Raw genomic sequence first — 26,606 nt, forward strand, 5'->3', positions numbered from 1 at the left:
CAGCGTGAAGCCTCGAATCAAGGCGCCGCGCGCGGACGCGGCCGCGGCCGCGCAGGGCGACGCGCAGGTCGAAGACATCACACTGTCCGAACAGATCTACCGGCAACTGCGCCGCGACATCATGCGCGGCGCGTTCGCGCCGGGCCAGTCGCTGCGGCTGGAGCTGCTGCGCCAGCGCTATGGCGGCAGCTTTTCGCCCATCCGCGAGGCGCTGAACCGGCTGCGCAGCGAACGCATGGTGCTGACCACCACGTCGCGCGGCTTCCGGATCGCGCCGTTGTCCGTGGAGGAAATGCGCGATGCCTGCGAAACCCGCATCCTGATCGACTGCGACGCGTTGCGGCGTTCGCTGGCCAACGCCGACGACGCCTGGGAGGCGCGGCTGGTGGGCGCGTTCCACGCGCTGGCGCTGGCCGCGCGGCGCGCGGACGACGCGCCCGTCCTGGACCAGGAGCGCGAGGACGCGCTGGAGGCCCGCCACCAGGACTTCCACCAGGCGCTGATCGGCGCCTGCCGGTCGCCCTGGCTGCTGGACCTGTCCGCCCAGCTTTACGCGCAGACCGAACGCTACCGCCGGCCCGCGCGCGCCCAGGCCATGGCCTACGGGTCGGAACGCGACGTCGATGACGAACACCGCGCGCTGCTGGATGCCGCGGTCTTGCGCGATGCCGACCGCGCGGTGGCGCTGTTGGCCGCGCACTACCGCAAGACGGCGCAGGTCATCGAGCGCATCCTGACCCTGCCCGCGGGTCAGCAAGCGGCCTAGTTCCGCACCAATCGCGCGATGCCGTAAGCTTTCGGTCCATGGCAGACCTCAAACTCCTGGAAGACCTGATCGCGCTGGCGCAGACCGGCAGCTTCGTGCGCGCGGCCGAATTGCGCCACGTGACGCATCCCGCCTTCGGCCGCCGCATCCGCGCGCTGGAAGCGTGGGCCGGCACGGCGCTGGTGGAGCGCCAGCGCCTGCCGGTGACGCTGTCGCCGGAAGGCGAGACGCTGCTCAAGACCGCGACGCAGGTGATCGAGCAGATGGGGCTGGTCCGCCACCGCATCCGCAGCTCGGGCGCGGGCGGCGAGGCCGTGCTGCGCATCGCCACGGGGCGCAGCCTGGCGCGCACGCTGGTGGCCGACTGGATCGCGCGGCTGCGGCACCGCGCGCCCAAGGTGCTGACCGACGGCACGCAGGTGGAACTGTCCACCGGCAAGGCGCAGGACCTCGTGATCCGGCTGGAACAGGGCAAGGTGGACCTGCTGTGCTGCTACGAGCATCCGGCGTTGTCCGTGCCCCTCAGCCCGTCGCGCTATCGCTACATGACGCTGGCGACGGACAAGCTGGTGCCGGTCAGCCAGATGGACACGCGCGGACGGCCGCGTTATCTGCTGCATGAGGGCGGCGCGCCCGTGCCGCTCATTACCTACACGGGCGGCCTGGCGATGGAGCGCATCGTGGGCGACAGGCTGGAGGCCACGCCTTACGCCCTGACGCCCTTCGTGCGCAGCGATTCGCTGGACGCCGCGCATGGCGCGGTCGCCAAGGGCGTGGGCGTGGCCTGGCTGCCCTGGTCCATGGTCGCGGCTGACTGCCGGCGCGGCGCGCTGGCCGCGCTGGGCGGGCGCAGCGATGAGATCGCCTTCGAGGTCCGCCTGTATCGCCCGCGCGCCCGGCTGACGGACCTGGCCGAAGCCGCCTGGGAAGCGACCGCCAACCGCAAAGCCTGACTTGCCGGACCCAAAACCGGATTAGCACAAAGATGTGCCGTCTTGGCACGGACGGGGCCGGGGGCGCGCTCGAAAATACCCTCCGAAACTCAAACGAGACGGCTACGCCGTCCACCCACAGCACCCCAGGGAGAAATCATGAAATCCATTTTGCATCCGCTGCGCGCGGCGCTGGTCTCGCTTTGTGCGGCGTCGGCCTTGGCCGCCGCACCCGCCAGCGCGGCCGATTACCCGGCCCGCAGCATTTCGCTGGTCGTCGGCTACCCCGCAGGCGGCAGCCTGGACCTGACCGCGCGCCTCTTGGGCGAAGAACTGGGCAAGCGCCTGGGCCAGACGGTCGTGGTCGAGAACGTCGGCGGCGCCGGCGGCACGATCGGCGCGCAGCGCGTGGCGCGCGCCGCGCCGGACGGCTACACCATCTTCCTGGGCTCCACCAACGAGATGGTGATCGCCCGCATGATCAACACCGCCGTGAAGTACGACAGCGCCAAGGATTTCACGGCGCTGGGCATCGTGGCGTCGCAGCCGATGCTGCTGGCGGCCAGCAAGAACTCGGGCGTGAAGACCGCCGCCGAGTATCTCGAAAAGCTCAAGGGCGCGGCGCCGGGCACGTTCAACTACGGGTCGTCGGGCGTGGGCACGACCTTGCACCTGGCCGGCGAAATGATCAATGAGGCGACGGGCACGCGCGCCGAGCACGTGCCTTACCGCGGCGTGTCGCCGCTGGTGACCGACCTGATGAGCGGTCAGCTCGATTTCGGCATGCTGGTGCTGTCCTCGGGTCTGCCGCAAGTGCGCAGCGGCAACATCGTTGCGCTGGGCCTGACCGAGAACAAGCGTTCGCCCGCCGCACCCGAGATCGCGCCGCTGGCCGCAACAAAGGGCTTCGAGTCGGTCGACATCAACCTGTGGTTTGCGCTGTATGGCCCCGCGGGCCTGCCCGAGCCGGTCGTGGCCAAGCTGCGCGCCGCGCTGGATGAATCCCTGAAGTCCGAGCAGTTCCGCTCCAAGCTGCAGGACGCCGGCGGTGAAGTGGCCAAGCCGGGCATCGATCCGGTGACCTTCCAGGCCGAAGAAACCAAGAAGTACGGCGCGCTGGTCAAGGCCGCCAAGATCGAGGCGCAGTAAGGCCGCGCCACAAATCACGACATCGCAACACCAGGCATCAAGCGGATATCACCATGGAATTCAAGCTTCCCGTTCCCGACCTCGCCGCCGAGCGCGCCGGCAATACCGATACGCCCGGCGTGTGGCATTTCGATTCGGGCGTGCCGGGACGGGCGCTCATGGTGTCGGCGCTGGTGCACGGCAACGAGCTGTGCGGCGCGTGGGCGTTGAAGGATCTGCTGGCCTCGGGCCTGCGCCCGCGGCGCGGCAGCCTGACGCTGGCGTTCTGCAACCTGGATGCGTTCGACCGCTTCGACCACGCAAACCACGATGCGTCGCGCTTCGTGCAGGAAGACATGAACCGTGTCTGGAGCGCCGAGCGCCTGGACAACCCCACGACGCCGGACCGCCAGCGCGGCGCCGCACTGCGCCCCTGGGTGCGGCGCGCCGACTGGCTGCTGGACCTGCATTCCATGCACGAACCCGGCGCGCCGCTGCTGCTGACGGGCGTGCTGCCGCGCAATATCGCGCTGGCCCGCCGCCTGAAGGCGCCGCAGCACGTGATCGTCGACGCCGGCCACAAGGACGGCGTGCGCATGCGCGACTTCGAGCAGTTCGGCGATCCGGCGCGCGACGACGCCTGCGCGCTGCTGATCGAATGCGGGTTCCATGGCGATCTGTCGTCGCGGGACGTCGCGCGCGACATGGTGGCGCGGATGCTGGTGGCGTCGGGCGTGGCCGATGCGTCGGACCTGCCCGAAGGCTGGCTGCTGGCCGACCCGGCGAGCCAGCGTGTCCTGGAAGTGACGGACGCTGTGGTGGCGCCCTCGATGAACGTGCGCTTTGCCGGCCCGTGGTCGGGACTGGAAACGTTTGAAAAGGCCGGGACGACCATCGGCTGGGCCGACGATCAGCCGGTGGTCACGCCCTACGACCATTGCACGCTGATCATGCCGTCGCTGCGCCAGCTCAAGCCGGGTGTGACGGTGGTCAGGCTGGCCCGCGATTACGCGGGCTGAGGACGGCGCTTACTTCTGCGGCGTGTAGCGCAGCTCGTCGAGCTGGTAGCCCTGCGCCGTGGCGGCGGCCAGCGCCTTGTCCAGTTCTTCCTTGGGCAGTTGCGGCGAGCGCGACAGGATCCACAGGTACTTGCGGTCGGGCGTGCCGACGACCGCCCAGCGGTAGTCCGGGTCCAGGCCGATCACCCAGTAATCGCCCTTGAACGGCTTGAAGAACGAGACTTCGAGCTTGGCGTTGTTGCTGCCTTCGACCACCGTGGCGGTGCCCGAGGCCGAATCGATATCCCCGTCCTTGGTGCGGCAGCGGTTGTTCACGCCGATCGTGCCGTCGGGGTTGGCGGTGTACTCGGCCGTCGTGTCTCCCACGCAGTTGCGCTGGAAGAACATGGGGAAGTTGGCGATTTCGTACCACATCCCGACGTAGCGTTTCAGATCCACGGATTCCACGGTCTGCATGGGCGGCGGCGCGGCATGGGCGATGCCCGCCACACTGGCCGCCAGGGCCAGCAGGAATGTTGCGGTGCGGCGCATGGATAAAACCTCCTGATATGACTGGTAAGGGTTCGCGCCGCCTGCCCGGCAGGCGGCGCGGACCGAGCCCTAACGATACGCCTTATTTGATACGCCTTACTTGCGCGGCGCTTTCAGCGCGGCGTGATAGCGGCTCACGTAGGTGTCGAAATCCTCGGTGTCCGACTGCTCCAGGCGCAGCTGTTCGGCGGCGGACTGCACCGCCGCCTGCTGATAGGCCGCCGCCACATCGGCCGGCAGCGGTTGCGCGCGCAGCGTGTCCGCATGCTTGCGGCTGAGCGCCAGCGAGTAGTCGTGGAACGACAGGCCGCTGTCCTTCAATTCGGCCAGCAGGCGCGCCGACGGCGTGGTGTCGGGACGGTCGAGCTTGTCGCGCTGCGCGGCAAGGGCGTCGGCATACGCGCTGCCGCCCATCACGCTGTCGTACAGCGCGGCGTAGGGCGCGATCTGGTCCAGCAGTTCATGGCCCCATTGCGACAGGCCGATGGCCTGGCCTTCGCGGTCCAGCATTAGGCCGGGCTTGCGGCCTTCCTTGACCACGATCGAGAAATTGTCGGCGCTGCGCTGACAGTAGCCGTTGGCCGGGAAAAAGGGGCTGTCGGACGCCGTGCAGAACAGCAGGAAAGCGTCGACGAAGCGCGCCGTGGCCGGCTCGATGCCCACGGGCGAATACGGATCGATGTCCAGGCAGCGCACTTCCACGTACTGCACGCCGCGCTCGGCCAGCGCCGTGATGGGGCGTTCGCAGCGGCCGGTGGCGCGCTTGGGGCGGATGCTGGAGTAGTACTCGTTTTCGATCTGCAGCACGTTGGTGTTGAGCTGGATCCATTCGCCGTTGCGATGCGTGCCGATCTTCTGGTAATCAGGCCAGGGTTGCGTCACGGCGCCGTACAGGCGGCCGAGGAAGGTGTCCAGGTCGTTGTAGCAGAGCTTGAGCTGCGACTGCGCCTTGTTCTGGTAGCCCAGGTCGCTCATGCGCAGGCTGGTGGCGTACGGCAGGTACAGCGTGTGGTCGCCCAGCTTTTCCAGCGCATGGTCCTGGCCTTGCAGGAAGTCGCTGGCCAGCGCGGGCGCCGACCCGAACAGATACATCAGCAGCCACGAATAGCGCGTGAAGTTGCGGATCAGGCCGATGTAGCCGCGCGAGCGGCGGTCCTGGTCAGAGCCCGGCTGCGTATCGAGCACCGACCACAGGGCTTCGGGCAGGGAGAAGTTGTAGTGCACGCCGGCGATGCACTGCATCGTCTTGCCGTAGCGCTCGGCCAGGCCGCGGCGGTAGACGTGCTTGAGCATGCCGGTGTTGGACGTGCCGTACCAGGCGATGGGGATTTCCGGTTCGGGCGGCAGCGTGGCCGGCATGGACTGGTTCCAGATCAGTTCATGGTCCAGCACGCCGTAGACGTGGCGGTGGGTATCGGCAAGCTCGGACAGCAGCGCGTCCACGTCCTGGTGCGTGCCCGTGATCAGTTCGAGCAGCGATTCGGAATAATCGGTGGTGACGTGTTCGTTCGTCAGCGCCGAGCCCAGGCCGGCGGGATGCGGCGTGCGGGCCAGGATGCCCTGTTCGTCCACGCGCAGGCCTTCTTTCTCGATGCCCCGCAGGGTCTGGGTCAGCAGCGAGCGGTTGGCCTCTAGGCGGGCGAGGCGGTTGGCGGCAGTATCGGTCACGGATTCTTCTCGTTGGGGGCTGTCGCCGGATTTTACGGGGTGCTGGCCTCCTGTGCTGAGGGAACCAGTACTGGGGACAGGGACAATGCCTGGGCGGTCCGCGCCAGCCATTCGTCCAGGTCAGCATAGACCGGATCGGCGATGGGGGCGGTCTCGTTGAAGATCTCGTGCCAGGCGGTGTCGTACCAGCGCAGGGTGAGCAGTTCGGCGGGCGCCCGCTGGGCGAACTGGCGGCTGCCTTCGGCGGCCACGATGGAATCGTCGCCGGCCACCATCAGCAGGGTGCGGCAGGGCAGCAGGGTGGCTTCGTGCAGGGCCTGCCGTCCGGCGTCGTCCACGAAGCGGGCCAGCCGGCCGGTCATCCGGCGCCGCACCAGGGGATCGGCGCGGTAAGCCTTCACGACGGCGCGGTCATGGGAGATGCGCGCCGGGGCCAGGCCGTGCGGCACGCGCAGGTCGGGCGCGTGCAGGGACATCCATGTCAGGGTGCGGCGCACCCAGAGCGGGACATTGACGGCAAAGGGCGGCGAGCTGAGCACCAGCCCGTCCAGGGGAGCCAGGCGATGCTGGGCGATGCGCACGGCGACCAGCGCGCCCAGGCTGTGGCCCAACAGGATGGGCGGCCGCCCGCAAGCCCGCGTCCAGGCGTGCAGCCTGTCCACGGCGTCGGTGACCAGGTCTTCCTGGTGCCGCAGCGTGGCCGGGTGACCGCCCGAGCGGCCATGGCCGCGGTGATCGTGCGCGCCCACCGTCCAGCCGTGGGCGGTCAGCCAGCGCGCCAGCCGGTCATAGCGGCCGGCATGTTCGCTCAGGCCATGCAGGAGGTAGATGCTGGGGCGGCCCGCGCCGGGCGCTTCCCCGCCCGCGATGGGCAGCGGCACGTTGGGCGCCGCCGGCCAGGAATAATTGGCGAGCGGCGTGCCGTCGGGCGCGGGGGCCATGGAAATCGGCGACAATTTCTGGATTCCTCGAAATGACTGGACCTTGCGGGTTCTCGGGTAATGACGATTTCATCGCTGTTTCGTTTCATGTTCAAGAAAGCGGGCGTTTTTTTGGCGCTGGCGCTGGTCTTGGCCGCCTGCTCGCCCAGTTACAACTGGCGCGAGATGGACGTGGCCGACGGCCATGTGCGCGCGGCGTTCCCCGCCCGCGTGTCGACCGAAACCCGGGAACTGAGGCTGGACACGCACACGCTGCCCTTCACCCTGGCCAGCGCCACCGTCGGCGAAGCGGTGTTTGCCGTGGGGTCGGCGCCCCTGCCGCCCGAGATCGCGGCAAGCCCCGCGGCGCGGCAGGCGCTGGGCGTGGCGCTGATGCGATCGCTCTACGCCAACATGCAGGCGCCGCCGCCCAAGGAATGGCCCGCCTTCGGACAGGATATCGAGGTGCACGGCAAGGCGGTCGGCAAGCCGGGATGGCTGCATGCCAAGGTCTGGGTCACCGACACCATGCTGATCGAGGCGGTGGCCGCCGGCACCGAGGAAAGCCTGCCCGCCGAGCGCGCGCGCGAGTTCCTGCGGTCGGTCGTCCTCAAGCCTTGAGCGGTTCAAGCAGGCCCAGCCGCAGGGCCGCGACCACCGCCGCGCGCCGGCCGCGCACGCCCAACCGGGCGCAGGCGTTGCGCAGGTGGAAATTCACGGTGCTTTCGCTGACGCCCAATATGCGGGACGTTTCCCAGCTGGTCTTGCCCGCGGCCGACCATCGCAGGCACGCGGCCTGGCGGTCGGACAGGCCCACGCCTGACGGCGGGACGGCGCTGCGGATGGCGCAACGCGATGGGTGGGCAAGAAGGCGCATCGGTGTGGCGGACATGGCGGCGGGGGCGGGCGCCCGGTTGTGGACAAGGCCTCATGCTGCGGCGTCGGCCCCGGCCCGCGCAAGCAACGATGCCGTGACGCATCGGTCTTTTTATCTTTGACGGAATAGTTGCATGTTGGCCATCGCGCAGTTCTATTTGTCAGCCATCGTGCTGATGTTGCCGCTGCTGTCCTGCGTGGGCATCGGGATCTTCTGGGGCAAGCGCGATCTGCCCTTCGGCGGCAGCTTCATCACCACGCTGGTGACCTCCGTCACCACGCCCGCGCTGGTGTTCCATACCTTCGTCACCACCCGCCTGGACGACCGCGCGCTGGCCGACGTGGCCGCCGCGACGCTGATCGCCCTGCTGCTGTGCGCGCTGGTCAGCGCGGCGTTGCTCAAGGCCTGGAAGCTGCCGGTGCTGAGCCTCCTGCCCACGGCCTTCCTGCCGAACGCCGGCAACCTGGGGCTGCCGATTTCGCAGCTGGCATTCGGCGACGCCGGTCTGTCCGTGGCCGTGGCGTTTTTCGCCGTGAACTCGTTCGTGATGCACACCATCGCGGTGCGCCTGCTGCCGGGCGTGAACACGAAGGGAAGCTGGAAGAGTCCGATTCTGCTGGCGTCGGTGGTGGCCGTGGCGATGCGCCTGCTGCACATCCCGGTCCCGGCGTGGGTCATCGAGACGGCGCGCATGCTGGGCGCGGTCACCGTCCCGCTGATGCTGCTGAGCCTGGGCCACGCGCTTGCGCTCATTCCCTCCAATGGCATGCGCGACGGCGCCAAGGTCGGGGCGATCCGCCTGGTGGTGGGGCTTGCGGCGGGGCTGGCGGTGGCATGGGCGCTGGACCTGGAGCCGGTGCTGGCCGGCGCGCTGACGCTGCAGATGGCCATGCCTTGCGCGGTGGTCAGCTACATGTACACCCGGCGCTACACGCCGCTGGGTGATACCGCGGCGGGCGCCGTGCTGGTGTCCACCGTGGTGTTCCTGCTGCTGGCGCCGCTGATGCTGTGGTTCACCCACGGGCATTAGGGCGCCCGGCGGCCGGTCACCCGGCGCCGGCCAGCGTGCGCAGTTGCGCCATCAGCGCATCGGGCAGGTCCAGGCCGTGCTTGACGGCCTCGTCGCGCAGCTTGCGCCGGCGGTCGCCCGGCAGACGCACGCCCTCGTCCTCGAGCATCGCGTCGACCAGCGTTTCCACGCGTTCCAGATACACGTCGTTGCCCGCCAACGCATTGGGGTCGATCGCCATGAACGCCTGCCCCAGGCGCGCCGGGCCGCCTTCGTCCACGAAGAACGACTCGTTTTCGTTGCCAAAGCGCGCGCCGGTCAGGGCGCACGCCATGAGTTCAACGATGAGGGCAAGCATGGCGCCCTTGACGCCGCCTGCGGGCAGCATGCTGCCGGCAAGACCCGCCTTCGGATCGGTGGTCGGCTGGCCCTGCGCATCCAGCGCCCAGCCCAGCGGGATCGGCTGGTTGTCGCGCGCCGCGATCATGAGCTTGCCGCGCGCCACCTGCGACAGCGACAGGTCGATGACCAGCCGTGCGCCGCCGCGGCGCGGGAAGATCGCCGCGATGGGGTTGGTGCCGAACAGCGGGCGCTTGCCGCCCCAGGCCGGCATGGCGGCGGGCGAGTTGCTGAGCGCCAGCCCCACCATGCCGGCATCGGCCAGGGCTTCGAGGTGGTAGGCGGCCTCGCCGAAATGATGGCTGTTGGCCACGCCGACGAACGCCACGCCATGTTCTCGGGCGCGCACGGTGGCCTGTTCGACCGCCAGGGCGCAGGCCGGGAAGGCCAGGCCCGAGCCGGCGTCGATCAGGGCCGCGCCGCCGCGCTCGTTCACGATGCGGGGCACGGCCGAGCCGATGGCGCGGCCGGTGCGCAAGTGCCCCGCGTAGAACGGCACGCGCGACAGCCCATGGGAGCTGAGCCCCTGGCTTTCCGCGAAGACCAGGGCGCGCGCGGTGCTGTCGGCCATGGCCGGATTGGCGCCGGCGGCGGCGAGACCGGCCGCGGCCAGGTGTTGGAGTTCGTCCAGATAGATGTGAGCCATATCCTTCCTGTCGTGGGAGGCGCGCCGCGCCTCGTCAGCGTGCGCGGGCGTCAAGCGCCATTGTCACACCGGCGGCCACCATGTCGGAAACGCGCGTGTTGGCCTCTTGGGTGAGGCCGGCGATGTGCGGGGTGAGGATCAGGTTCGGCGCCTGCGCCAGCGGGCTGCCCGCGGGCAGCGGTTCCTGTTCGAACACGTCCAGCGCGGCGCCGCGCAGCCGCCCGGCGCGCAGCGCGTCCGCCAGCGCGGCTTCGTCCACGATGCCGCCGCGCGAGGTATTGATGAGGACGGCCCCTGCGCGCATGCGGTCGATGCGCGCGGCGTCCAGCAGGTGCCGGGTCTCGGGCGTGAGGGGCACGTGCAGCGTCACCACGTCCGCCTGGGCGAGCAGGTCGTCCAGCGGCAGCGGCTCGGCGCCGGCTTCTCCCCAGACGGGATGGCCGGGCGGCAGGGCGGCGTCGCTGCCCACGACGCGCATGCCCAATCCGCGCGCGAGCTGGGCGGCCAGGCGGCCGATGCCGCCGAAGCCCACCACGCCCAGCGTGCGGCCGTGCGCCTCCAGGCCCTGGGAAAGCGCGTTGCGGGGCCACTTGCCCGCCGCGACGTCCGCCGTGGATGCGTAGGCGCCGCGCAACAGCGACAGCATCGTGCCGATGACGTACTCGGCCACGGCGCGGGCATTGGCGCCCGTCGCGGGAATGACCGTGATGCCGCGCGCCTCGCAGCCGGGCAGGTCGATGTTGTCCAGCCCGACCCCCAGCCTGCCCACCGCGAGCAGGCGTGGCGCGGCCGCCAGCAGCTCGGCGTTCACCTGGCTGCGGTTGCGCACGATGAGGGCGTCAGCGTGCGCGGCGGCGTCGAGCAGCGCGCCGCGCCGCTCGACCAGGTCAGGCTCGTAGCGCACGTCGAACCGTTGCCGCAAGGCATCGACCGCGGGCGCGTCCATGAACTCCGATATCAGTACTTGCATCTGCCGGGCTCCTCTTCGTGGTGGGCAGTGTGGCCGCTCAGGCGACCTGGATGTTGGCGTCGCGGATGATCTTGGCCCAGCGGTCGACCTCGGACTTCAGGTAGGCGCCGAACTCCTGCGGACCGCGCGGCTGGGGCACGAAGCCCAGTTGCTGCAGGGCCTGCTGCATGGCGGGCTGCGAGACCTGCTTGACGATCGCGCTGCCGATGCGCTGGACCAGCTCGGGCGGCGTGCCGGCGGGCGCGAGCACACCGGTGAAGTTTTCGACGATCAGGTCCGGCAGGCCGACTTCGGCCGTGGTCGGCAGGTCCGGTAAGTCATTGCTGCGTTTGCGCGTGGTGATCGCCAGCGCGCGCAGCGACCCGTTCTTCACGTGCGCCAGCGATTCGGGATAGTTGGAGAACACCACGTCCAGGTGTCCGCCGATCAGGTCGGTGAGCGAAGGCGCGCCGCCCTTGTACGGGACATGCATCAGCGGGACGCCGGTGAGCTTCTGGTAGAGCGCCAGCGTCAGGTGCGGCGGCGTGCCGTTGCCGCTGGAGCCTGCCGACAGCGGCTTGGCCTTGGCCGCGCGCGCCAGGTCGTCCATGCTCTTGATGGGGCTCTTGGCGTTGACCACCACCATGATGGGCGAAGAGGCCAGACCGGCCAGCGGGGTCAGGTCGCGGGTCAGGTCGTAGCCCGCCTTGCCCGCGAACAGCGTGGCGTTGGCTGCATGCGACAGGGTGATGGCCAGCCAGGTGTAGCCGTCGGGCGCGGAATGCGAGACATGCGCGGCGCCGATGTTGGCGCTGCCGCCCGGCTTGTTCTCGACCACGACGTTCCAGCGTTCGGCGTCCGCCAGCGCCTTGCCGACCTGCCGCGCGGCCACGTCGGTCAGCCCGCCGGGCGGGAAGGGCACCACGTAGTTGATGGGGCGTTCGGGCCAGGCGCCTTTCTGCGCCAGCGCCCGCTCCCACGGGGCCAGCGCACACAGTCCGGCGGCGCCCAGGGCGCCCAGCAGGCGACGGCGCTGCGCATCTTGCAGGGGGTAATGCGGTTCGCTACTCATCTGTCTTCCTCCTTGGGGATAACGCCCGGGTAGGAATGCATACGCCTATGCTGCCGCGGTCTGCGCCCGGGTCTGATGGTTCTTGTAGGTGATGCCGCGATGATGCCGCGAGGGGAGGCCGGCGCGTCCTCCTTGACGCGCCGGCCGGGCCGGGCGCTAGGCGCTTTCGAAGATCCGCGTAAGGACGAACTCGCGGTGGCCCAAGGCCTCGGCGGCAGTCCAGCGGCCGTTGGCGGTGGCCAGCATGCATTCGAGCAGCTTGTCGCCGGCCTGGTTCAGGTCGATCTCGCGCTGCAGAAGGCCGCTGGTGTCCACGTCGATGTGCTCGGACATGGTGCGCACGGTGCGTGGATTGGCGCAGATCTTGATGACCGGCAGGATCGGATTGCCGATGACGTTGCCCTGGCCGGTGGGGAAGAAGTGCACGGCATAGCCCGACGCGGCGCACAGGGTCACCATTTCCGCCGCCGCCGAGGACGAATCCATGAACCACAAGCCGGGGCCGTCCGGCATTTCGGCCTTGTCGATGACGCCGTCCACACGGCATTTCTTGCCGATCTTCTGGATGTTGCCCAGCGCCTTTTCCTCGATGGTCGTCAGCCCGCCGGCGATGTTGCCCTTGGTGGGCTGGGACTCGGACAGGTCGCTGGTCTTCCAGCGGTCGATCATGGCCTGGTAGCGGTCGAACATGAACATGAATTTTTCACGCACGGCATCGTTGGCGCAGCGCTCGGCCACGATGTGTTCGCCGCCGGTGAGTTCGGACGTCTCGCCGAACACCAGGGTGGACCCCAGCGCATAGAGCTTGTCGAAGGCGTTGCCGACCGTGGGGTTGGCGCCGCAGCCGGAGGTGGTGTCGGATTCGCCGCACTTGGTCGAGACCCACAGGTCCGAGATCGGGCATTCGCTGCGCGTGAGCGCCGTGGCGTAGTGCACGTATTCCTTGGCGCAGCGCGAGGCGCGCATGATGGTGTCGTGGTCGCCGTGCAGTTCGATGGAAAAGCCCATGACGGGCTTGCCCGTGGCGGCGATGCCGTCCACGACGCGCTTGGTCCAGCCTTCCTCGATGCCGATCACGACCACGGCCGCGACGTTGGGGTTACAGCCGGTGCCGATCAGGGTGCGGAAATGCAGTTCCAGGTCTTCGCCGAACTGGAGCCGGCCATAGGGATGAGGCAGGGCCAGGGTGCCCTTGATGTTGTTGGCGACGGCTTCGGCGGCGGCATTGGAGATGTCGTCCACGGGCAGGACGATGACGTGGTTGCGCACGCCGACGCGGCCGTTGTCGCGACGATAGCCTTGGAAGGTGGTCTGGGCATTGATGATGGACATGGTGGATTCCTGTGCGATGGGGGGACGCTTACCAGCGCTTGGTCTTGATGTTGTGCACATGGGCGTGCTGGCCGGCCTTGATGGGCGCCACCACGCGGCCGATGTCCACGCCATACTTGAAGACCGTGTCGCCGACGTCCATGTCCTTCATCGCCACCTTGTGGCCGATGGGAATGTCCTGCGACGCGCGCACATGGATGATCTTGTCTTCATCCATGATCCAGGCGTTCAGTTCCGTTCCGGCGGTCAGGCCCTCCACCACGGCGACCGCCACCGTGTCCTTCGCATCGTGCAATACGGCGTGAATCATTGTCTTCCTCTCTGGGGTCAGGAGCGCCGCCGGGCTGTTGCTCGCGGCGCGGATCACAACGGCCAGGAAATCTTAGGCCGGTGTTTTTTCAAAGTCAACTAAATCATATAGATGAATTACATGACTTGAGAGGATCCGACCCGCGCCGCTACACTGGGGGTCCGTGAATATTGCGATGCACCCATGAACACCAGCCTGTCACCGACTGTGCCTTTGGGCAGTCCCTTGTACGAACAGGTCAAGCAGGCCGTGCTTGCCGCGCTGGCGCAGGGCGAGTGGAAGCAGGGCGAGGCGATCCCGCCCGAGAAACACCTGGCCGAGCGGTTCGGCGTATCGATCGGCACCCTGCGCAAGGCCATCGACGAACTGGCGGCCGAGAACATCCTGGTGCGCCATCAGGGGCGCGGCACCTATGTGGCGGTGCACACGCGCAACCACCACTTCTTCAAGTTTTTCCGCATCGTCGGGCAGGATGGCAGCAAGTCCTATCCGACCACCCAACTGGTGCGATTTCGCCGCGTGAAGGCGTCGGCGGTGGCGCGCGAAAAGCTGGCGCTGCCGGCGGGCGCCCTGGTGTACGAGTTCCTGAACGTGCTGTCGCTCAACGGCGACGTGGTCATGGCCGACGACGTCTGCCTGCCGGAATCGCGCTTTCCGGGGCTGACCGAAGCGCACCTGCGCGAACGCACCAGTACGCTGTACGCGCTGTACCAGGACCTCTTCGGCGTGAACGTCATTGCCACCGACGAGCGCCTGCGGACCTGCCTGGCCGAGCGTACGCAGGCGCGCTGCCTGGGCGTTCCCGAGGGCAGCGCACTGCTGGAGATCCGCCGCATCGCGTTTTCGTACAACCGCCAGCCGGTGGAGTGGCGGGTGTCGCGCGTGAATACCGAACGCTACGAATACCTGGGCCAGGAGCCCTGGGAGGCCGGCGCCGCGTCCTGAAGCAGGGATTCAGGCATCCGCCGCGCGGGGGCGAGAGGCCCCGATCGCGTGGCGGGCGGCGGATTGCCCCGCCTGCAAGCAGTGCTAGAATTCCTGCCGCACTACCCATTTTCGGCGCCGATTTGCCTGATCCGCTTGCGGGCGCCTTCCAATAAATCCAGCTAAAGAGGTCCGTATGACCACTCCTGCCCAGAATTTGGCCGGTGATTCGGCCAGCGGGTTCGTACCCGCAACCGTCACGACCGCCGATACCGTTGATCCCGGTTCGGTCGGCCTCGTCTCCCCCACCTTCATTCGTTTCGACGAGCCGCTGCCCTTGCTGAGCGGCCAATCGCTGGCGTCGTACGAGCTGGCCGTCGAGACCTACGGCACGCTCAATGCGCAGCGCACCAACGCCGTCCTCATCTGCCACGCGCTCAATGCCTCGCACCACGTCGCGGGGCAGGCCGCGGACAACCCCGCCGACCTCGGCTGGTGGGACAACATGGTGGGCCCGGGCAAGCCGGTGGACACCAACCGCTTCTTCGTGATCGGCGTGAACAACCTGGGCTCCTGCTTCGGCTCGACAGGGCCGGCCAGCATCAACCCCGAGACCGGCAAGCCCTGGGGCGCCGCGTTCCCGGTGCTGACGGTGGAAGACTGGGTGCGGGCGCAGGCGCGGGTGGCGGACCACTTCGGCATCGAACGTTTTGCCGCCGTGATGGGCGGATCGCTGGGCGGCATGCAGGCCCTGAGCTGGTCCATCACCTTGCCCGAGCGCGTGGCCAACTGCATCGTCATCGCCAGCACGCCGCGCCTGTCCGCGCAGAACATCGGCTTTAACGAAGTGGCGCGCCGCGCCATCATCACCGACCCGGATTTCCACGGCGGCGACTACTACGCGCAGGACACCGTGCCGCGCCGCGGCCTGTCGGTGGCGCGCATGATCGGCCACATCACGTATCTGTCCGATGACGACATGGCCGAAAAATTCGGACGCGCGCAGCGCGCGCCCGCCGAGAACGGCGCCTACCGCTATGGCTACGACGTCGAGTTCGAGGTGGAGTCGTACCTGCGCTACCAGGGCGAAAAGTTCACCCGCTATTTCGACGCCAACACCTATCTGCTGATCACCCGCGCGCTCGACTACTTCGATCCGGCCCGCACCACGGGCGGCGACCTGGCCCGGGCGCTGGCGCCCGCCAAATCCAATTTCCTGCTGGTGTCGTTTTCGACCGATTGGCGTTTTCCGCCCGAGCGCTCGCGCGAGATCGTGCGCGCGCTGCTCAAGAACGGCAGCCCCGTCACCTACGCCGAGATCGACGCGCCGCACGGGCACGATGCCTTCCTGCTGGAAGACGCCCGCTACCATGCCGTGGTCCGGGGCTACTACGAACGCATCGCGCGCGAGCTGGGCCTGGATGCGGCCGACCTGACCGAAGGACAACCCCAATGACGTCCGTGACACCCCGTTATGCGCACGGCGCGCTGCGGCCCGACCTCGCGCGCATCGCCGGATGGATCGAACCCGGCAGCCGCGTCCTGGACCTGGGCTGCGGCGACGGCGCCTTGCTGGCGCATCTGCGCGACCATCGCCAGGTGAAGGGGGCGGGCGTCGAACTGGACGATACCTGCGTGATCGCCTGCGTGCGCCGCGGTGTCGAAGTCATCCAGCAGAACCTGGAAGACGGCCTGGCGCTCTTTGACGACAAGCAGTTCGATACGGTCGTGCTGTCGCAGACGCTGCAGTCGATGCACCGGACCGAGCACATCCTGCGCGAAATGGCCCGCGTCGCGCGCCACGGCGTGGTGTCGTTTCCCAACTTCGGCTACTGGCCCCATGGCTGGGCCATCCTGCGCGGCCGCATGCCGGTGACGGGCCAGATGCCCTACCAGTGGTACAACACGCCCAACATCCACCTGTGCACGCTGCGCGACTTCGAACAGCTTGCCGGCGAGCTGGACCTGCGCATCCTGGAGCGCGCCACGTTCAACGAAGGCAAGGAAGTCCGGCTCTTCCCGAGCTGGCGCAGCACGCTGGCGGTGTACCGCTTCGCGTCGCCCTGACATTCCGACACGCCTGCTCCTGACGGCGCGGACGAACAGGCCCTAAAATGCCGCAAGCCCGCGGCCAGCGCCTGCGACGCCGCCGGCCACGTTTCAGGAGACCGTCATCACCGCTGTATCCAACGTCTACACCAGCCCCCGCGTCGCCCCGCTGCTGGTCCTGGGTTTTGCCAGCGGCCTGCCGCTCGCCCTGACCAGCGGCACATTGCAGGCGTGGGCCACCGTCGAAGGCGTTCCGCTGCAGGAAATCGGTTTCCTCACCCTCGTGGGCACGGCCTACACCATCAAGTTTCTCTGGGCCCCGCTGGTCGACCGCTTTGTGCCGCCCCTGCTGGGCCGCCGTCGCGGCTGGATGCTGGTCACGCAATTGCTGCTGGCCGTGGCGATCGTGGCGATGGGCGCGCTGTCGCCCTCGTCCGCGCTGATGCCGCTGGCGCTGCTGGCGGTGATGGTCGCCTTTTTATCGGCCACGCAGGACATCGCCTTCGATGCCTATTGCACCGACGTGCTGCGCAAGGATGAACGGGGCGCGGGCGCGGCCATCAAGGTCATGGGCTACCGGCTGGCGATGATCGTGTCGGGCGGGCTTGCGCTCATCATGGCGGACCAATGGATAGGGTGGGGCCAGACCTACATCCTGATGGGGGGGCTGATGCTGCTGTGCGCGCTGGCCACCCTGTGGGCGCCCGAGCCCGAGCATGTCGCGCGCGCGCCGCGCAGCCTGCGCGAGGCCGTGGCCGAACCCCTGCACGAATTTTTCACCCGGCGCGGCGCGCTGGCGGTGCTGCTGCTGATCGTGCTGTACAAGCTGGGCGATGCGTTCGCCGGCGCCCTGTCCACCACCTTTCTCATCCGCGGCGCGGGCTTCACGCCGACCGAGGTGGGCACCGTGAACAAGGTGCTGGGGCTGGCCGCGACCATCATCGGCGCGCTGGCGGGGGGCTCGGTCATGGCGCGCTGGGGGCTGTACCGCTCATTGATGGCGTTCGGTCTGCTGCAGGCGGTGTCGAACCTGGCGTACTGGCTGATCGCGGTCAGCCCGAAGAACATCTGGCTGATGGCGACCGGCGTGGGCATCGAGAATCTGTGCGGCGGCCTGGGCACGGCGTCTTTCGTGGGCCTGTTGATGGCGCTGTGCCGGCAGCGGTTCTCGGCCACGCAGTTTGCGCTGCTGTCGGCCCTGTCGGCCGTGGGCCGCACGTACCTGGCCGGGCCGCTCACGCCGCCGCTGGTCCTGCACCTGGGCTGGCCCGGGTTTTTCCTGCTGACGGTGGCCATCGCCGTGCCCGGCCTGGTGCTGCTGAAGGTCTTGCGCGGCACCATCGACGCCATGGAAAAACAGGGCGAGGCGTAGCCCGCGCCACGCCGCGCCCTGCACGAAGGCGGCGCGCGAGCGTCGCCTTTTTTTGTTGGCCGCGGCGTGGCGCCGACTACGCCTCGCCGGACAGCCTGACGATCAGCACGTCGCTGGGCAGGGATTCCAGCAGCCGCTCGGCCACGCTGCCGATGGCGGTGCGCAGGAGGCCCGTGCGGCCATGGGTGCCGGTGACGACCAGGTCGGACCGGTGGGTGAACGAATACTCGGCCAGCACGGTTTCGGGCTGGCCGGCCTCCAGCACGACCTTGGTCGGCATGCCCTTGGGCAGTTCGGGCGTTTCCGCGATGAAACGCTGGGCGCATTGTTCCGCGGTCTTGTAGAAGCTGCTGACGACGGCGTCATCGGGCACGTTCAGGTTCTGGAACGGCACTTCGTAGGCGTTGAACAGCGTCAGTTCGGCATTGGGGACCAGTTGCAGCGCCGCGCGCAACGCCTGGCGCGAGCCGTCCGAGAAGTCGGTGGCGACCAGCACGTCGCGGTAGGGCCTGCGCGGACGGTTCTTGACGACCAGCACCGGCTGGCGCGCCTGGCGGGCCAGTTTTTCGACGGTGGTGCCCAGCAGCAGGCGGCCCAGCGTTTCCTGGCGGGCGATGCCGGCCACGATCAGCGAGCAGCCGAAGGTGTCGGCGGTTTCGAGGATGCTGGCGACGGGGTCGCCCTTGGCGACCACCACTTCGGCGGGGACGTCGGCGGCGGCCACGTCTTCGGCAAGCTCGCGTTCGACGAGGGCCTTGTGGTCAGGCGACATGCGACGCCAGACCGGCGTGGTCAGCCGCGCCGGCGTGGCATGGGATTCCATGACATGCAGCACGATCAGCCTGGTGTTCAGTTCCTTGGTCAACTGCAGGGCGCGATCCAGGGCTCTGTCGCCGCGCGCACTCAGGTCCGTGGCCAGAAGGATGGGGCCAATTTGCTGTGTCATACCTAATCTCCCGGTGATGGCCAGAGAGGCGGCTCCCGCGTCCGCGCTGCCTGGCCCATTAGCGCCCGGTTGGGCTCGTCTCCATTGTCTCGCTGCGACACGAGGCTGGGCTTGATCGATATCAACGCAGATCCGAGGGTACGGGATGCGGCGCGCGCAGGCAATGGCGCGGCCCCGGGAAAGGCTCAATACAATGGGGCCTGCCTCAGTTCCTGCCCACCCTATGTTCACCGATCTATCGCCCGCCCTGCTGCATACGCTGTACCTGGTCGCCATCGTCGCCGAGGCCATGACGGCCGCGCTGTCCGCGGGACGCCGCGATATGGACTGGATGGGTGTCTGCATCATCGCCTGCGTGACCGCGCTGGGTGGCGGGTCGCTGCGCGACGTGCTGCTGGGGCACTATCCGCTGACCTGGGTGGTCCATCCCGAATACCTGTGGATGACGGGCGGCGCGGCGATCCTCACCGCGCTGATCGCGCCGGTCATGCGGCGGCTGCGCAGCGTGTTCCTGCTGGCCGACGCGCTGGGGCTGGTGGCGTTCACCGTCATCGGCTGCCAGGTGGCGCAGATGATGCAGTTGCCGATCACGGTGGTGCTCATCAGCGGCATGATCACCGGGTGCGCCGGCGGGGTGCTGCGGGACGTGCTCTGCAACGAGGTGCCGCTGCTGTTCCGCAAGGAACTCTACGCCAGCGTGTCCCTGGTGACCGGCGCCCTGTATCTGGGGTCCATGTCGCTGGGGTTGTCCGCCAACGCCTCGGTGCCGATTGCGCTGGCGGCAGGCCTGACGATGCGCCTGATGGCGTTGCGCTTCAATTGGCAGATGCCGAAGTTCGTGTATCGGGACGACTGGGACTGACGCGCGGGGCCTGCCTGCGGGGAGCAACCCGCCAGTGAGGGAGCCCAACCTGGGCTCAACCCGGAGACAACCCGGACACAACCCGGGGACAACCCCGAAGCCCCCGGGGACAACCCGGGGATGCTCCGGAAACAACCGGGAAGCGGCCTGCACACAACCCTGAGTCGGCGCGGAAACAACCCGGAAACGCTGCGAAAACAACTCGCGACCGCGATCCACACTTTCCCCGGATGAAACAGTATTTCTGCTTGTGTTTCAATAGATTTCTAGTATCTTGTCACGGTCTCATACCATGCATTGCGCAGTAGAAGGGGAGCCGATTGGACGTCAAAGCGCCCGCCACGATTCCATATTTCCTGCAGGAACAGATTCGTGAATTGATAGTGAGCGGCACCATCCGGCCCGGGCAGCCGTTGCGGGAACAGGAACTGGAACAACGTTTCGGCACCAGCCGCAGCCCCATCCGGGAGGCGCTGCGCCTGCTGGAGTTGAGTGGCCTGGTGACGCACATCCAGCGCAAGGGCTTCCGGGTCACGCTCTACACCGAAACCCAGATCCGCCATCTGTACATGTTGCGCGCCGAACTGGAGGCCTACGGCATCCGCCAGGTCGCGGAAATGCCCGACGTGGGGCCGCTGGTGGCCGAGCTGGGCGCCTGTCACGAGACGATCGTGGCGGCAATGGACCGGCGCGATGTGCGCGGGTTCATCGCGGCCTCGCGCGAGTTCTACCTGGCGGCGGCGCGCTACACGGGCAATGCGCCGCTCACCAGCATGCTCAGCAAGCTGTACGAACAGATCGAGCCGCTGGGCTATCTGTTGGCCCGGCAGTCGCTGGAGACCATCAAGATTCCCGCCTACACCGAAGCGATCATCCAGGCGCTGGCCAGCCGGGATTTCGACCGCGCGGCCGACCTGACCCGCGGTTATCTGGTGGAAGTGCTGCCGGCGATCCTGCAGGCTTATCGCGAAGCGTCGCTGGACGCCGCCTGACGCGCGTCAGCGGCGCGGCGGCGTGCGTACTTCGATGCCCGCCTGCTCCAGGGCCCGGCGGATGCCATCGGCAAAGACCAGCGCATTGGGCTGGTCGCCATGGATGCAGAGCGTGTCGGCCCGCACCGGCAAGTCCTTGCCGTCCACCGACCGCACCAAGCCTTCCCGCACCATGCGCACGACCTGCGCCACCGCGACATCCACGTCTTCGATCATGGCGCCGGCGCGTGTGCGCGGCGTGAGCGAGCCGTCGTCCTGGTAGGAGCGGTCTGCAAAGACTTCGTTGGCGGCCGCCAGGCCGATTGCGTCCGCGGCGTCGATCAGCTTGCTGCCGGCCAGTCCGTACAGGATCAGCGAGGCATCCACGTCCTTCACCGCCTGGCAGATGGCCTGCGCCAGCTTTTCGTCCTTGGCCGCCATGTTGTAGAGCGCGCCGTGGGCCTTCACGTGATGCAGGCGCGCGCCCTGGGACGCCGCCACGCCGGCCAGGGCGCCGATCTGATACACGACGATGTCATAGGCCTCGTCGGGGCTGATCTGCATGACGCGGCGGCCAAAGCCCGCCAGGTCCTGCAGGCTGGGGTGGGCGCCCAGCGCCACGCCCTGCGCCAGCGCCGCCGCCACGGTCTTGCGCATGGTGGCGGGGTCGCCGCCGTGAAAGCCGCAGGCGATATTGGCGGAACTGACGTATTGCAGCACCGCCGCGTCGTTGCCCATGGTCCAGGCGCCATAGCTTTCGCCCATGTCGCAGTTCAAGTCGATGCGGGTGGTCATGGCGGGTTCCTTTCTAGGCCAGAAGCGCGCGCAGCGGCGCCAGCGCCTCGTGTAGTTGGACGAAGGCGCGCTCGCGCTCGCCGTCCAGGCGCTGCGCTTCGTCGAGTTCGATCCGCTGGAAGCGCAGCGCGTGGCCGGGCGCGTATTGCGCCAGGGCGGGCAGGTCCACCGTGGCGATCTGCGCGATCTTGGGATAGCCGCCGGTGGTCTGCCGGTCGGCCATGAGAATGATGGCTTCGCCGCCCGAAGGCACTTGCACGGTGCCAAAGCACGCCGCCTCGGACAGCATCTGCCGCGGCTGGTTCATCGACAGCGCGGGGCCGATCAGGCGATAGCCCATTCGGTCGGACTGCGGGCTGATGCGGAATTCGGATTCGGAGAAGGCCTGGCGGCTGGCTTGCGAGAATTCCGGCCAGTGCACCCCGGGCAGAAAGCGGATGGCGTCGCGCGGCTTGTTGCCCAGCGTCGCAGGCAGGTAGACGCGCACATTCCAGAGCGCCTGCTGCAACGCCGCCAGGTCGCGATCTTGCGCGAGCGGGCGGCGCAGGGGGATCACATCGCCCTTGGCGAGAGCGCGTCCCTGGAAGCCGCCGAAGCCGCTGCGCAGATAGGTGGTCTCGCTGCCCATGACCGGGGTCAGCGCAAAGCCGCCGTGCACGGCCAGATAGGCCCGCACGCCGACGGCAGGGCGGGCGCCGAAGGCCAGCACGTCGCCCGCGCGCGCGACCAGCGGACGCAGCAGCGGGATGTCCTTGCCGTTCAGGGTGGCGCCCAGATCGGCGCCGGCAAGCGCGAAGCAGGCCGGCGCGTCAAAGCGCAGCGTGGGCCCCGCCAGGGTGATCTCGAGCGTGGCGGGATCGCCGTCGTTGCCCGCCAGCGCGTTGGCCAGGCGGTGGGCGCGTTCGTCCATCGCGCCCGCGGCCGGGATGCCCTGGTGCTGATAGCCCTCGCGCCCGCGGTCCTGGAAGCTGGACAGCATGCCCGGCTTGATCACGGTCACGCTCATGGCCGGCCTCCCCGGATGCGGTCGAACTCGTCAGGCGCGATCGGCACGAACCGCACCGTGTCGCCCGGTTGCAGCAGGGCGGCGGGCTCGCGCGCCGGATCGAACATGACGAGCGGCGTGGCGCCGATGATGTTCCAGCCGCCGGGCAGCCGGTTGGGGTAGATGACGGTCTGCCGGTTGGCGATCGCCACCGCGCCGGGCGGCACCGCGGTGCGCGGCGACGGGCGGCGGGGAATGTTCAGTTTTTCGTCGTGCACGCCCAGATAGGCATGGCCGGGCGCGAATCCCAGCATGAACACCATGCTGCGGGGCTCGCTGTGCAGCCGGATCACGGCCTCGGGGGTCAGGTGGGCCGCGCGGGCCACGTCGTCCAGGTCCGGGCCGTGCTCGCCGCCGTAGCAGACGGGGATGTCGACCTCGCGCCCGCCGGCGTCGCCGGTGGGAATGCCAGCGGCCAGCAGCGCCTGGATCTGCTCGGAAAGCGCGGCGTAGGTGGGGCCTTCGCCGTGTCCGCCCGGCCGGTAATGCACCGCGACGGCAACGAAGGACGGCACCACGTCGGTCACGCCCGGCAGCCGCGCATCGCGCAGCTTGCGGGCGGCGGCCAGACAGGTGCGGCCGATGGCTGCGTCGATCTGGTCGCCGAAGGAGACGATCAGGCAGCGGTCACCCTGGGGCAGGATGCGCCAGCGGGTTTCGGCCGGAGAAAGGGGGACGGGATTGACGTTCAACGGCACGAAACCTGTAGTGACGGGTTACTTGGCGAACAACGAATCCATGTTCTTGAACGCCTTGAATTCCAGCGCATTGCCCGACGGATCCAGGAAGAACATGGTGGCCTGTTCGCCCACTTCGCCCTTGAAACGGATGTAGGGCTCGATGACGAACTCGGTACCGGCGTCGGTCAGGCGCTTGGCCATGGCTTCCCATTGTTCCATGGAAAGCACGGCGCCGAAATGGCGCACGGGCACATTATGCGAATCCACGGCGCTGGTGGCCTTGTGGCCGCATTCGCTGGGCGCCAGGTGAGCCACGATCTGGTGGCCATAGAAATTGAAGTCGATCCATTCGGGCGAGCTGCGGCCCTCGGGACAGCCCAGCTTTTCGCCGTAGAAGGCGCGGGCTTCGGCCAGGTCGCGGACGGGGAAGGCCAGGTGGAACGGCGGCAGGTTGGTTTGAGCGGACATGCAAGGCTCCGGGTCAGGCAAAAAGAAAAATGATCGTTCGGACGGCGCGCCGCCGCAAGCGCGGCGGCGGTAGCACCAGGGCATAGTTTAGGTATTGTTTTTTTTATAGCAAAACGATATTTTTCGAGTCTTAGCATCGAAAATTTTGATCGTGATCAAGGAATTCAAGACCTTTATCGCCGTGGCCCGGGACGGCACCTTTACGGGTGCCGGGGCGCAGCTCGGGTTGACGCAGTCGGCGGTCAGCGCCCAGATCAAGCGCCTGGAGGAATACCTGGGGGTGGAACTCTTCGACCGCGGGCCGCGGGCCGCGGTGTTGAACGCCCAGGGCCGGGAAATGCTGCCGCAGGCCGAAGAGCTGGTCGCCATGGCCGAGCGCATGGCGGCGTCGGCGGGCGGGGGGCATGTCAGCGGGTTGCTGCGGATCGGGGCCATCGCCTCCGTGCAGCAGGATCTGCTGGTTCACGCGGTGGGTGAATTCCGGGCCGTCTATCCCGACGTGCGCGTGCGGATCGTGCCCGGGGTCTCGCTATCGCTGCTGGGCCAGGTGGACGCCGGCGAGGTGGATCTTGCCGTGCTGATCCGTCCGCCTTTCGCCTTGCCGCCGGAACTGGGCTGGCAGCCGCTGATGAGCGAGCCGGTGATGCTGGCGATGCCGGAATCCATGCCCGTCGCACCCTGGCGGGAATTGCTGGCGACCCAGCCCTTCATCCGCTACGACCGCGCGTCGTTCGGCGGCCGCGTCGTCGACATATTCCTGAAAAAGCACCGCATCAATGTGCACGAGGCCGTGGAACTCGACGAGATCGAGGCCATCGCGGGCATGGTGCGTCATGGGCTGGGGGTCGCGCTGCTGCCGCGGTTGCGGCGGCTGGACATGACGGGGTTGCGGCTCCTGCCGCTGGGTGACCTGGCCTTCCATCGCGAAATTGGCATCATCGGCCGCATGCCCTTCGATCCGGGCAGCGTGCGCGACAAGATCGCGGAATGCCTGCTGCGCGCGGCTTCCGAGCCTTGATGCGTCGCGCCGCAAGCCCGCCTGGGGCGTCAAAAGAAAAGGAGCCCCGACCGGGGCTCCCGTGCCGAAGGGGCGCCTGCCGTTACAGCCGGTCGCAGCGCACCGTGATCGGGTGATCGCGCAGGGCGGTCATCACGATGTCGTCCACCTGGCCTTCCACGTCGGTGATCACGTAGCCGATCTGGCCGCGCGTCTGCAGGGTCTGGCTGACGATGTTCAGGCCGTGCTGGGCCATCAGGTTGTCCAGCGCGCCCAGCGCGCCCGGCGCGTTGCGGTGCACATGCAGGATGCGCGTGCCGCCGGCCTGCTCCAGGAACGGCAGTTCGGGGAAGTTGACGGCGCCCTTGGTGGTGCCGGCCTGCAGGAAGCGCACGAGTTTCTCGGCCACTTCGCGGCCGATGTTCTCTTGCGATTCCTGCGTGCTGCCGCCGATGTGCGGGGTCAGGATGACGTTGGGCATCCCGATGAGCGGGCTGGCCAGCGGCTCGTCCGGACCCTTGGGTTCGGTGGGGAACACGTCCAGCGCGGCGCCGGCCAGGTGCCCGGACTTCAGCGCCGCGTGCAGCGCGGCGATGTCCACGACCGTGCCGCGCGAAGCGTTGATCAGGATGGCGCCGCGACGCATGCGTGCGATGGTCTCGGCGTTCATGATGTTTTCGGTGGACTTGCCGCCGGGCACATGCAGCGTGACGACGTCGGCCTGCTCCAGCAAGTCGTTCAGCGTGCCGGCGGGACGGGCATTGCCCAGCGGCAGCTTGGCTTCCACGTCGTGATAGATGACGCGCATGCCCAGGCTTTCGGCCAGGGTGCTGATCTGCGAGCCGATGTTGCCGTAGCCCACGATGCCCAGCGTCTTGCCGCGCGTTTCAAACGCGCCCGCGGCGCTCTTGTCCCAGTGGCCCAGGTGCACGCGCGCGTTCTTTTCCGGAATGCGGCGCAGCAGCAGGATGGCCTCGCCCAGCACCAGCTCGGCCACCGAGCGCGTGTTCGAAAACGGCGCGTTGAAAACCGGAATGCCGCGTTGCATGGCCGTATCCAGGTCCACCTGGTTCGTGCCGATGCAGAAGCACCCCACGACGCGCAAGTCGGGGTTGCCGGACAGCAGGGCGGCATCCAGGTGGGTGCGAGAACGGATCCCCGCCACCTGCACGCCGCGCAGGGCGTCGTGCAGTTGCGACGGCGGCAGGGCCGCGGCGTGCGTGACGATGTCGGTGTAGCCGGCTGCCTCGAAGACGGCGCGGGCGCTGGGATGGATGTTCTCGAACAGGACGATTTTTGCCATGACTGCCAGGGGGTGGGTGAGAAACGGTTTTATTTATTGTGGACCATTTCTGCTGCAGTGCGGCGAGTAGCCATTGAGGCGGTGTGGGTGAATTGTTTCATTGCAAGGGCGCGCGCGCTTGGCGCGCCCGGCCCGCGCCCGCTGCCTAGCGGTACGCCTGGAACACCTTGGCCCCGCCGCGCTTGTCTACCAGCACGACATCGTGCGGCGTCTTGCGGCCGCCGTATTCCGGGCCGTCCATGCCCGGCGAGCCCAACGGCATCCCGAGCGCGGCAAGGCCCGCGGCGTCCGGCTTTTCCCGCAGCAGCCGGCGCACGTCGCTGGCCGGCACGTGGCCTTCGACGGCGTAGCCGTCCACCATCGCGGTGTGGCACGACCCATAGTCCGCCATGCCCGCATTGCGGCGGATGGGGCCGGTGTCGTCGACGTCATGCGTGATCACGGCAAAGCCGTTGTCGCGCATGTGCTGGACCCAGTCTTCGCAGCAGCCGCAGGTTGGCGTTTTCCAGACCTCTACCTTGACCGGCGTTTGCGCGGCCAGGATGGCGGGGGCGCACAGGGCCGCGGCGATGACGAGGCGGCGTGTAAGGCGGGAAACGTTCATGATGCTCCGTGCAATGCGTGAGGTTGTCCGTG

The 26,606-nt window shown here is 68.2% G+C and carries 29 protein-coding genes and 1 riboswitch; of the genes, 13 read left to right on the plus strand and 16 right to left on the minus strand.

Annotation, left to right across the window (positions count from 1 at the left end):
- Nucleotides 1-4 precede the first annotated feature (4 nt).
- From BXA00_RS11535 to BXA00_RS11550, 4 genes are all read left to right on the plus strand, one after another.
- Complete coding sequence (locus BXA00_RS11535) at nt 5-766, plus strand: GntR family transcriptional regulator (RefSeq protein ID WP_076518613.1); 762 nt, start codon at nt 5-7, stop codon at nt 764-766.
- Nucleotides 767-804: 38 nt separating this feature from the next.
- The gene (locus tag BXA00_RS11540; protein ID WP_076518614.1) at nt 805-1,719 is read left to right on the plus strand and encodes a LysR family transcriptional regulator; all 915 of its coding nucleotides are present in this window, start codon (nt 805-807) and stop codon (nt 1,717-1,719) included.
- A gap of 138 nt (nt 1,720-1,857) precedes the next feature.
- The gene (locus tag BXA00_RS11545; protein WP_076518615.1) at nt 1,858-2,847 is read left to right on the plus strand and encodes a tripartite tricarboxylate transporter substrate binding protein; all 990 of its coding nucleotides are present in this window, start codon (nt 1,858-1,860) and stop codon (nt 2,845-2,847) included.
- A 53-nt stretch (nt 2,848-2,900) separates the two neighbouring features.
- Complete coding sequence (locus BXA00_RS11550; RefSeq protein WP_076518616.1) at nt 2,901-3,845, plus strand: succinylglutamate desuccinylase/aspartoacylase family protein; 945 nt, start codon at nt 2,901-2,903, stop codon at nt 3,843-3,845.
- A gap of 9 nt (nt 3,846-3,854) precedes the next feature.
- Here the strand turns inward: BXA00_RS11550 and BXA00_RS11555 are convergent, their stop codons facing one another.
- The 3 genes from BXA00_RS11555 to BXA00_RS11565 all read right to left on the minus strand — a co-directional run bounded on the left by BXA00_RS11555 (nt 3,855) and on the right by BXA00_RS11565 (nt 7,000).
- Nucleotides 3,855-4,376: a lipocalin family protein gene (locus tag BXA00_RS11555; RefSeq protein WP_076518617.1), complete on the minus strand. Its 522-nt coding sequence runs from the start codon at nt 4,374-4,376 to the stop codon at nt 3,855-3,857.
- Nucleotides 4,377-4,472: 96 nt separating this feature from the next.
- The gene (gene gshA, locus BXA00_RS11560; RefSeq protein ID WP_076518618.1) at nt 4,473-6,044 is read right to left on the minus strand and encodes a glutamate--cysteine ligase; all 1,572 of its coding nucleotides are present in this window, start codon (nt 6,042-6,044) and stop codon (nt 4,473-4,475) included.
- A gap of 32 nt (nt 6,045-6,076) precedes the next feature.
- On the minus strand, nt 6,077-7,000 hold the full coding sequence (locus BXA00_RS11565; RefSeq protein WP_076518619.1) for an alpha/beta hydrolase: 924 nt from the start codon (nt 6,998-7,000) through the stop codon (nt 6,077-6,079).
- Between the two features lie 45 nt (nt 7,001-7,045).
- Between BXA00_RS11565 and BXA00_RS11570 the strand changes: the two genes are divergently transcribed.
- Nucleotides 7,046-7,585 carry a hypothetical protein gene (locus tag BXA00_RS11570; RefSeq protein WP_076518620.1) on the plus strand — a complete coding sequence of 180 codons (540 nt, stop codon included), beginning with the start codon at nt 7,046-7,048 and terminating at the stop codon, nt 7,583-7,585.
- Here the strand turns inward: BXA00_RS11570 and BXA00_RS11575 are convergent.
- Nucleotides 7,575-7,856: a helix-turn-helix domain-containing protein gene (locus tag BXA00_RS11575; protein WP_083714244.1), complete on the minus strand. Its 282-nt coding sequence runs from the start codon at nt 7,854-7,856 to the stop codon at nt 7,575-7,577. The genes BXA00_RS11570 and BXA00_RS11575 overlap by 11 nt on opposite strands.
- A gap of 118 nt (nt 7,857-7,974) precedes the next feature.
- Here BXA00_RS11575 and BXA00_RS11580 point away from each other — a divergent pair, with 118 nt between their 5' ends.
- Nucleotides 7,975-8,871, plus strand: coding sequence for an AEC family transporter (locus BXA00_RS11580; protein ID WP_076518622.1), 897 nt, complete (start codon nt 7,975-7,977; stop codon nt 8,869-8,871).
- A gap of 16 nt (nt 8,872-8,887) precedes the next feature.
- Here BXA00_RS11580 and BXA00_RS11585 read toward each other — a convergent pair whose 3' ends face one another.
- The 5 genes from BXA00_RS11585 to BXA00_RS11605 form a co-directional block, all read right to left on the minus strand.
- Entirely contained in the window at nt 8,888-9,895 is a 1,008-nt protein-coding gene (locus BXA00_RS11585) for an Ldh family oxidoreductase (protein ID WP_076518623.1), read from the minus strand.
- 34 nt (nt 9,896-9,929) lie between these two features.
- Nucleotides 9,930-10,865 (minus strand): hydroxyacid dehydrogenase, encoded by a 936-nt coding sequence (locus tag BXA00_RS11590; protein WP_076518624.1) that lies wholly within the window; start codon nt 10,863-10,865, stop codon nt 9,930-9,932.
- Nucleotides 10,866-10,902: 37 nt separating this feature from the next.
- The gene (locus BXA00_RS11595) at nt 10,903-11,916 is read right to left on the minus strand and encodes a tripartite tricarboxylate transporter substrate binding protein (RefSeq protein ID WP_076518625.1); all 1,014 of its coding nucleotides are present in this window, start codon (nt 11,914-11,916) and stop codon (nt 10,903-10,905) included.
- Nucleotides 11,917-12,072: 156 nt separating this feature from the next.
- Entirely contained in the window at nt 12,073-13,248 is a 1,176-nt protein-coding gene (locus BXA00_RS11600) for a UxaA family hydrolase (RefSeq protein WP_076518626.1), read from the minus strand.
- Nucleotides 13,249-13,276: 28 nt separating this feature from the next.
- Nucleotides 13,277-13,558, minus strand: a complete 282-nt coding sequence (locus tag BXA00_RS11605; RefSeq protein ID WP_076518627.1) for a UxaA family hydrolase — start codon at nt 13,556-13,558, stop codon at nt 13,277-13,279.
- 183 nt (nt 13,559-13,741) lie between these two features.
- Here BXA00_RS11605 and BXA00_RS11610 point away from each other — a divergent pair, with 183 nt between their 5' ends.
- The 4 genes from BXA00_RS11610 (at nt 13,742) to BXA00_RS11625 (ending at nt 17,903) form a co-directional block, all read left to right on the plus strand.
- Nucleotides 13,742-14,503, plus strand: coding sequence for a GntR family transcriptional regulator (locus tag BXA00_RS11610; protein WP_076518628.1), 762 nt, complete (start codon nt 13,742-13,744; stop codon nt 14,501-14,503).
- A gap of 104 nt (nt 14,504-14,607) precedes the next feature.
- Nucleotides 14,608-14,689: riboswitch (SAM riboswitch) on the plus strand.
- On the plus strand, nt 14,679-15,938 hold the full coding sequence (locus BXA00_RS11615; protein ID WP_172805872.1) for a homoserine O-acetyltransferase: 1,260 nt from the start codon (nt 14,679-14,681) through the stop codon (nt 15,936-15,938). Its footprint overlaps the riboswitch before it by 11 nt.
- Nucleotides 15,935-16,549, plus strand: a complete 615-nt coding sequence (gene metW / locus BXA00_RS11620; protein WP_076518629.1) for a methionine biosynthesis protein MetW — start codon at nt 15,935-15,937, stop codon at nt 16,547-16,549. The genes BXA00_RS11615 and metW overlap by 4 nt, the downstream gene beginning before the upstream one ends.
- A gap of 106 nt (nt 16,550-16,655) precedes the next feature.
- Nucleotides 16,656-17,903, plus strand: a complete 1,248-nt coding sequence (locus tag BXA00_RS11625) for a muropeptide transporter (RefSeq protein ID WP_076518630.1) — start codon at nt 16,656-16,658, stop codon at nt 17,901-17,903.
- A gap of 76 nt (nt 17,904-17,979) precedes the next feature.
- On the opposite strand, the gene BXA00_RS11630 is transcribed toward BXA00_RS11625, so the two are convergent.
- Nucleotides 17,980-18,849 carry a universal stress protein gene (locus BXA00_RS11630; protein ID WP_076518631.1) on the minus strand — a complete coding sequence of 290 codons (870 nt, stop codon included), beginning with the start codon at nt 18,847-18,849 and terminating at the stop codon, nt 17,980-17,982.
- Nucleotides 18,850-19,072: 223 nt separating this feature from the next.
- Here BXA00_RS11630 and BXA00_RS11635 point away from each other — a divergent pair, with 223 nt between their 5' ends.
- Nucleotides 19,073-19,711: a trimeric intracellular cation channel family protein gene (locus BXA00_RS11635; protein ID WP_056564767.1), complete on the plus strand. Its 639-nt coding sequence runs from the start codon at nt 19,073-19,075 to the stop codon at nt 19,709-19,711.
- 320 nt (nt 19,712-20,031) lie between these two features.
- On the plus strand, nt 20,032-20,703 hold the full coding sequence (locus BXA00_RS11640) for a GntR family transcriptional regulator (RefSeq protein ID WP_076518632.1): 672 nt from the start codon (nt 20,032-20,034) through the stop codon (nt 20,701-20,703).
- Nucleotides 20,704-20,709: 6 nt separating this feature from the next.
- Here the strand turns inward: BXA00_RS11640 and BXA00_RS11645 are convergent, their stop codons facing one another.
- The 4 genes from BXA00_RS11645 to BXA00_RS11660 are packed head-to-tail and all read right to left on the minus strand — an operon-like array spanning nt 20,710 to nt 23,670.
- Nucleotides 20,710-21,477 carry a LamB/YcsF family protein gene (locus BXA00_RS11645; protein WP_076518633.1) on the minus strand — a complete coding sequence of 256 codons (768 nt, stop codon included), beginning with the start codon at nt 21,475-21,477 and terminating at the stop codon, nt 20,710-20,712.
- A 13-nt stretch (nt 21,478-21,490) separates the two neighbouring features.
- Nucleotides 21,491-22,483, minus strand: coding sequence for a biotin-dependent carboxyltransferase family protein (locus BXA00_RS11650; RefSeq protein ID WP_076518634.1), 993 nt, complete (start codon nt 22,481-22,483; stop codon nt 21,491-21,493).
- The gene (pxpB, locus tag BXA00_RS11655; protein ID WP_369825606.1) at nt 22,480-23,214 is read right to left on the minus strand and encodes a 5-oxoprolinase subunit PxpB; all 735 of its coding nucleotides are present in this window, start codon (nt 23,212-23,214) and stop codon (nt 22,480-22,482) included. The genes BXA00_RS11650 and pxpB overlap by 4 nt, the downstream gene beginning before the upstream one ends.
- Before the next feature lie 24 nt (nt 23,215-23,238).
- On the minus strand, nt 23,239-23,670 hold the full coding sequence (locus BXA00_RS11660) for a VOC family protein (RefSeq protein WP_076518636.1): 432 nt from the start codon (nt 23,668-23,670) through the stop codon (nt 23,239-23,241).
- Nucleotides 23,671-23,821: 151 nt separating this feature from the next.
- Between BXA00_RS11660 and BXA00_RS11665 the strand changes: the two genes are divergently transcribed.
- Nucleotides 23,822-24,688: a LysR family transcriptional regulator gene (locus tag BXA00_RS11665; RefSeq protein WP_076521915.1), complete on the plus strand. Its 867-nt coding sequence runs from the start codon at nt 23,822-23,824 to the stop codon at nt 24,686-24,688.
- Nucleotides 24,689-24,770: 82 nt separating this feature from the next.
- Here the strand turns inward: BXA00_RS11665 and serA are convergent, their stop codons facing one another.
- Both serA and BXA00_RS11675 read right to left on the minus strand, forming a co-directional pair.
- The gene (serA, locus tag BXA00_RS11670; RefSeq protein WP_076518637.1) at nt 24,771-25,970 is read right to left on the minus strand and encodes a phosphoglycerate dehydrogenase; all 1,200 of its coding nucleotides are present in this window, start codon (nt 25,968-25,970) and stop codon (nt 24,771-24,773) included.
- A gap of 145 nt (nt 25,971-26,115) precedes the next feature.
- On the minus strand, nt 26,116-26,574 hold the full coding sequence (locus BXA00_RS11675; RefSeq protein ID WP_083714245.1) for a DUF411 domain-containing protein: 459 nt from the start codon (nt 26,572-26,574) through the stop codon (nt 26,116-26,118).
- Between the last annotated feature and the right edge of the window lie 32 nt (nt 26,575-26,606).

It is taken from the genome of Achromobacter sp. MFA1 R4 (genome assembly GCF_900156745.1).
Lineage (GTDB): Bacteria > Pseudomonadota > Gammaproteobacteria > Burkholderiales > Burkholderiaceae_B > Achromobacter.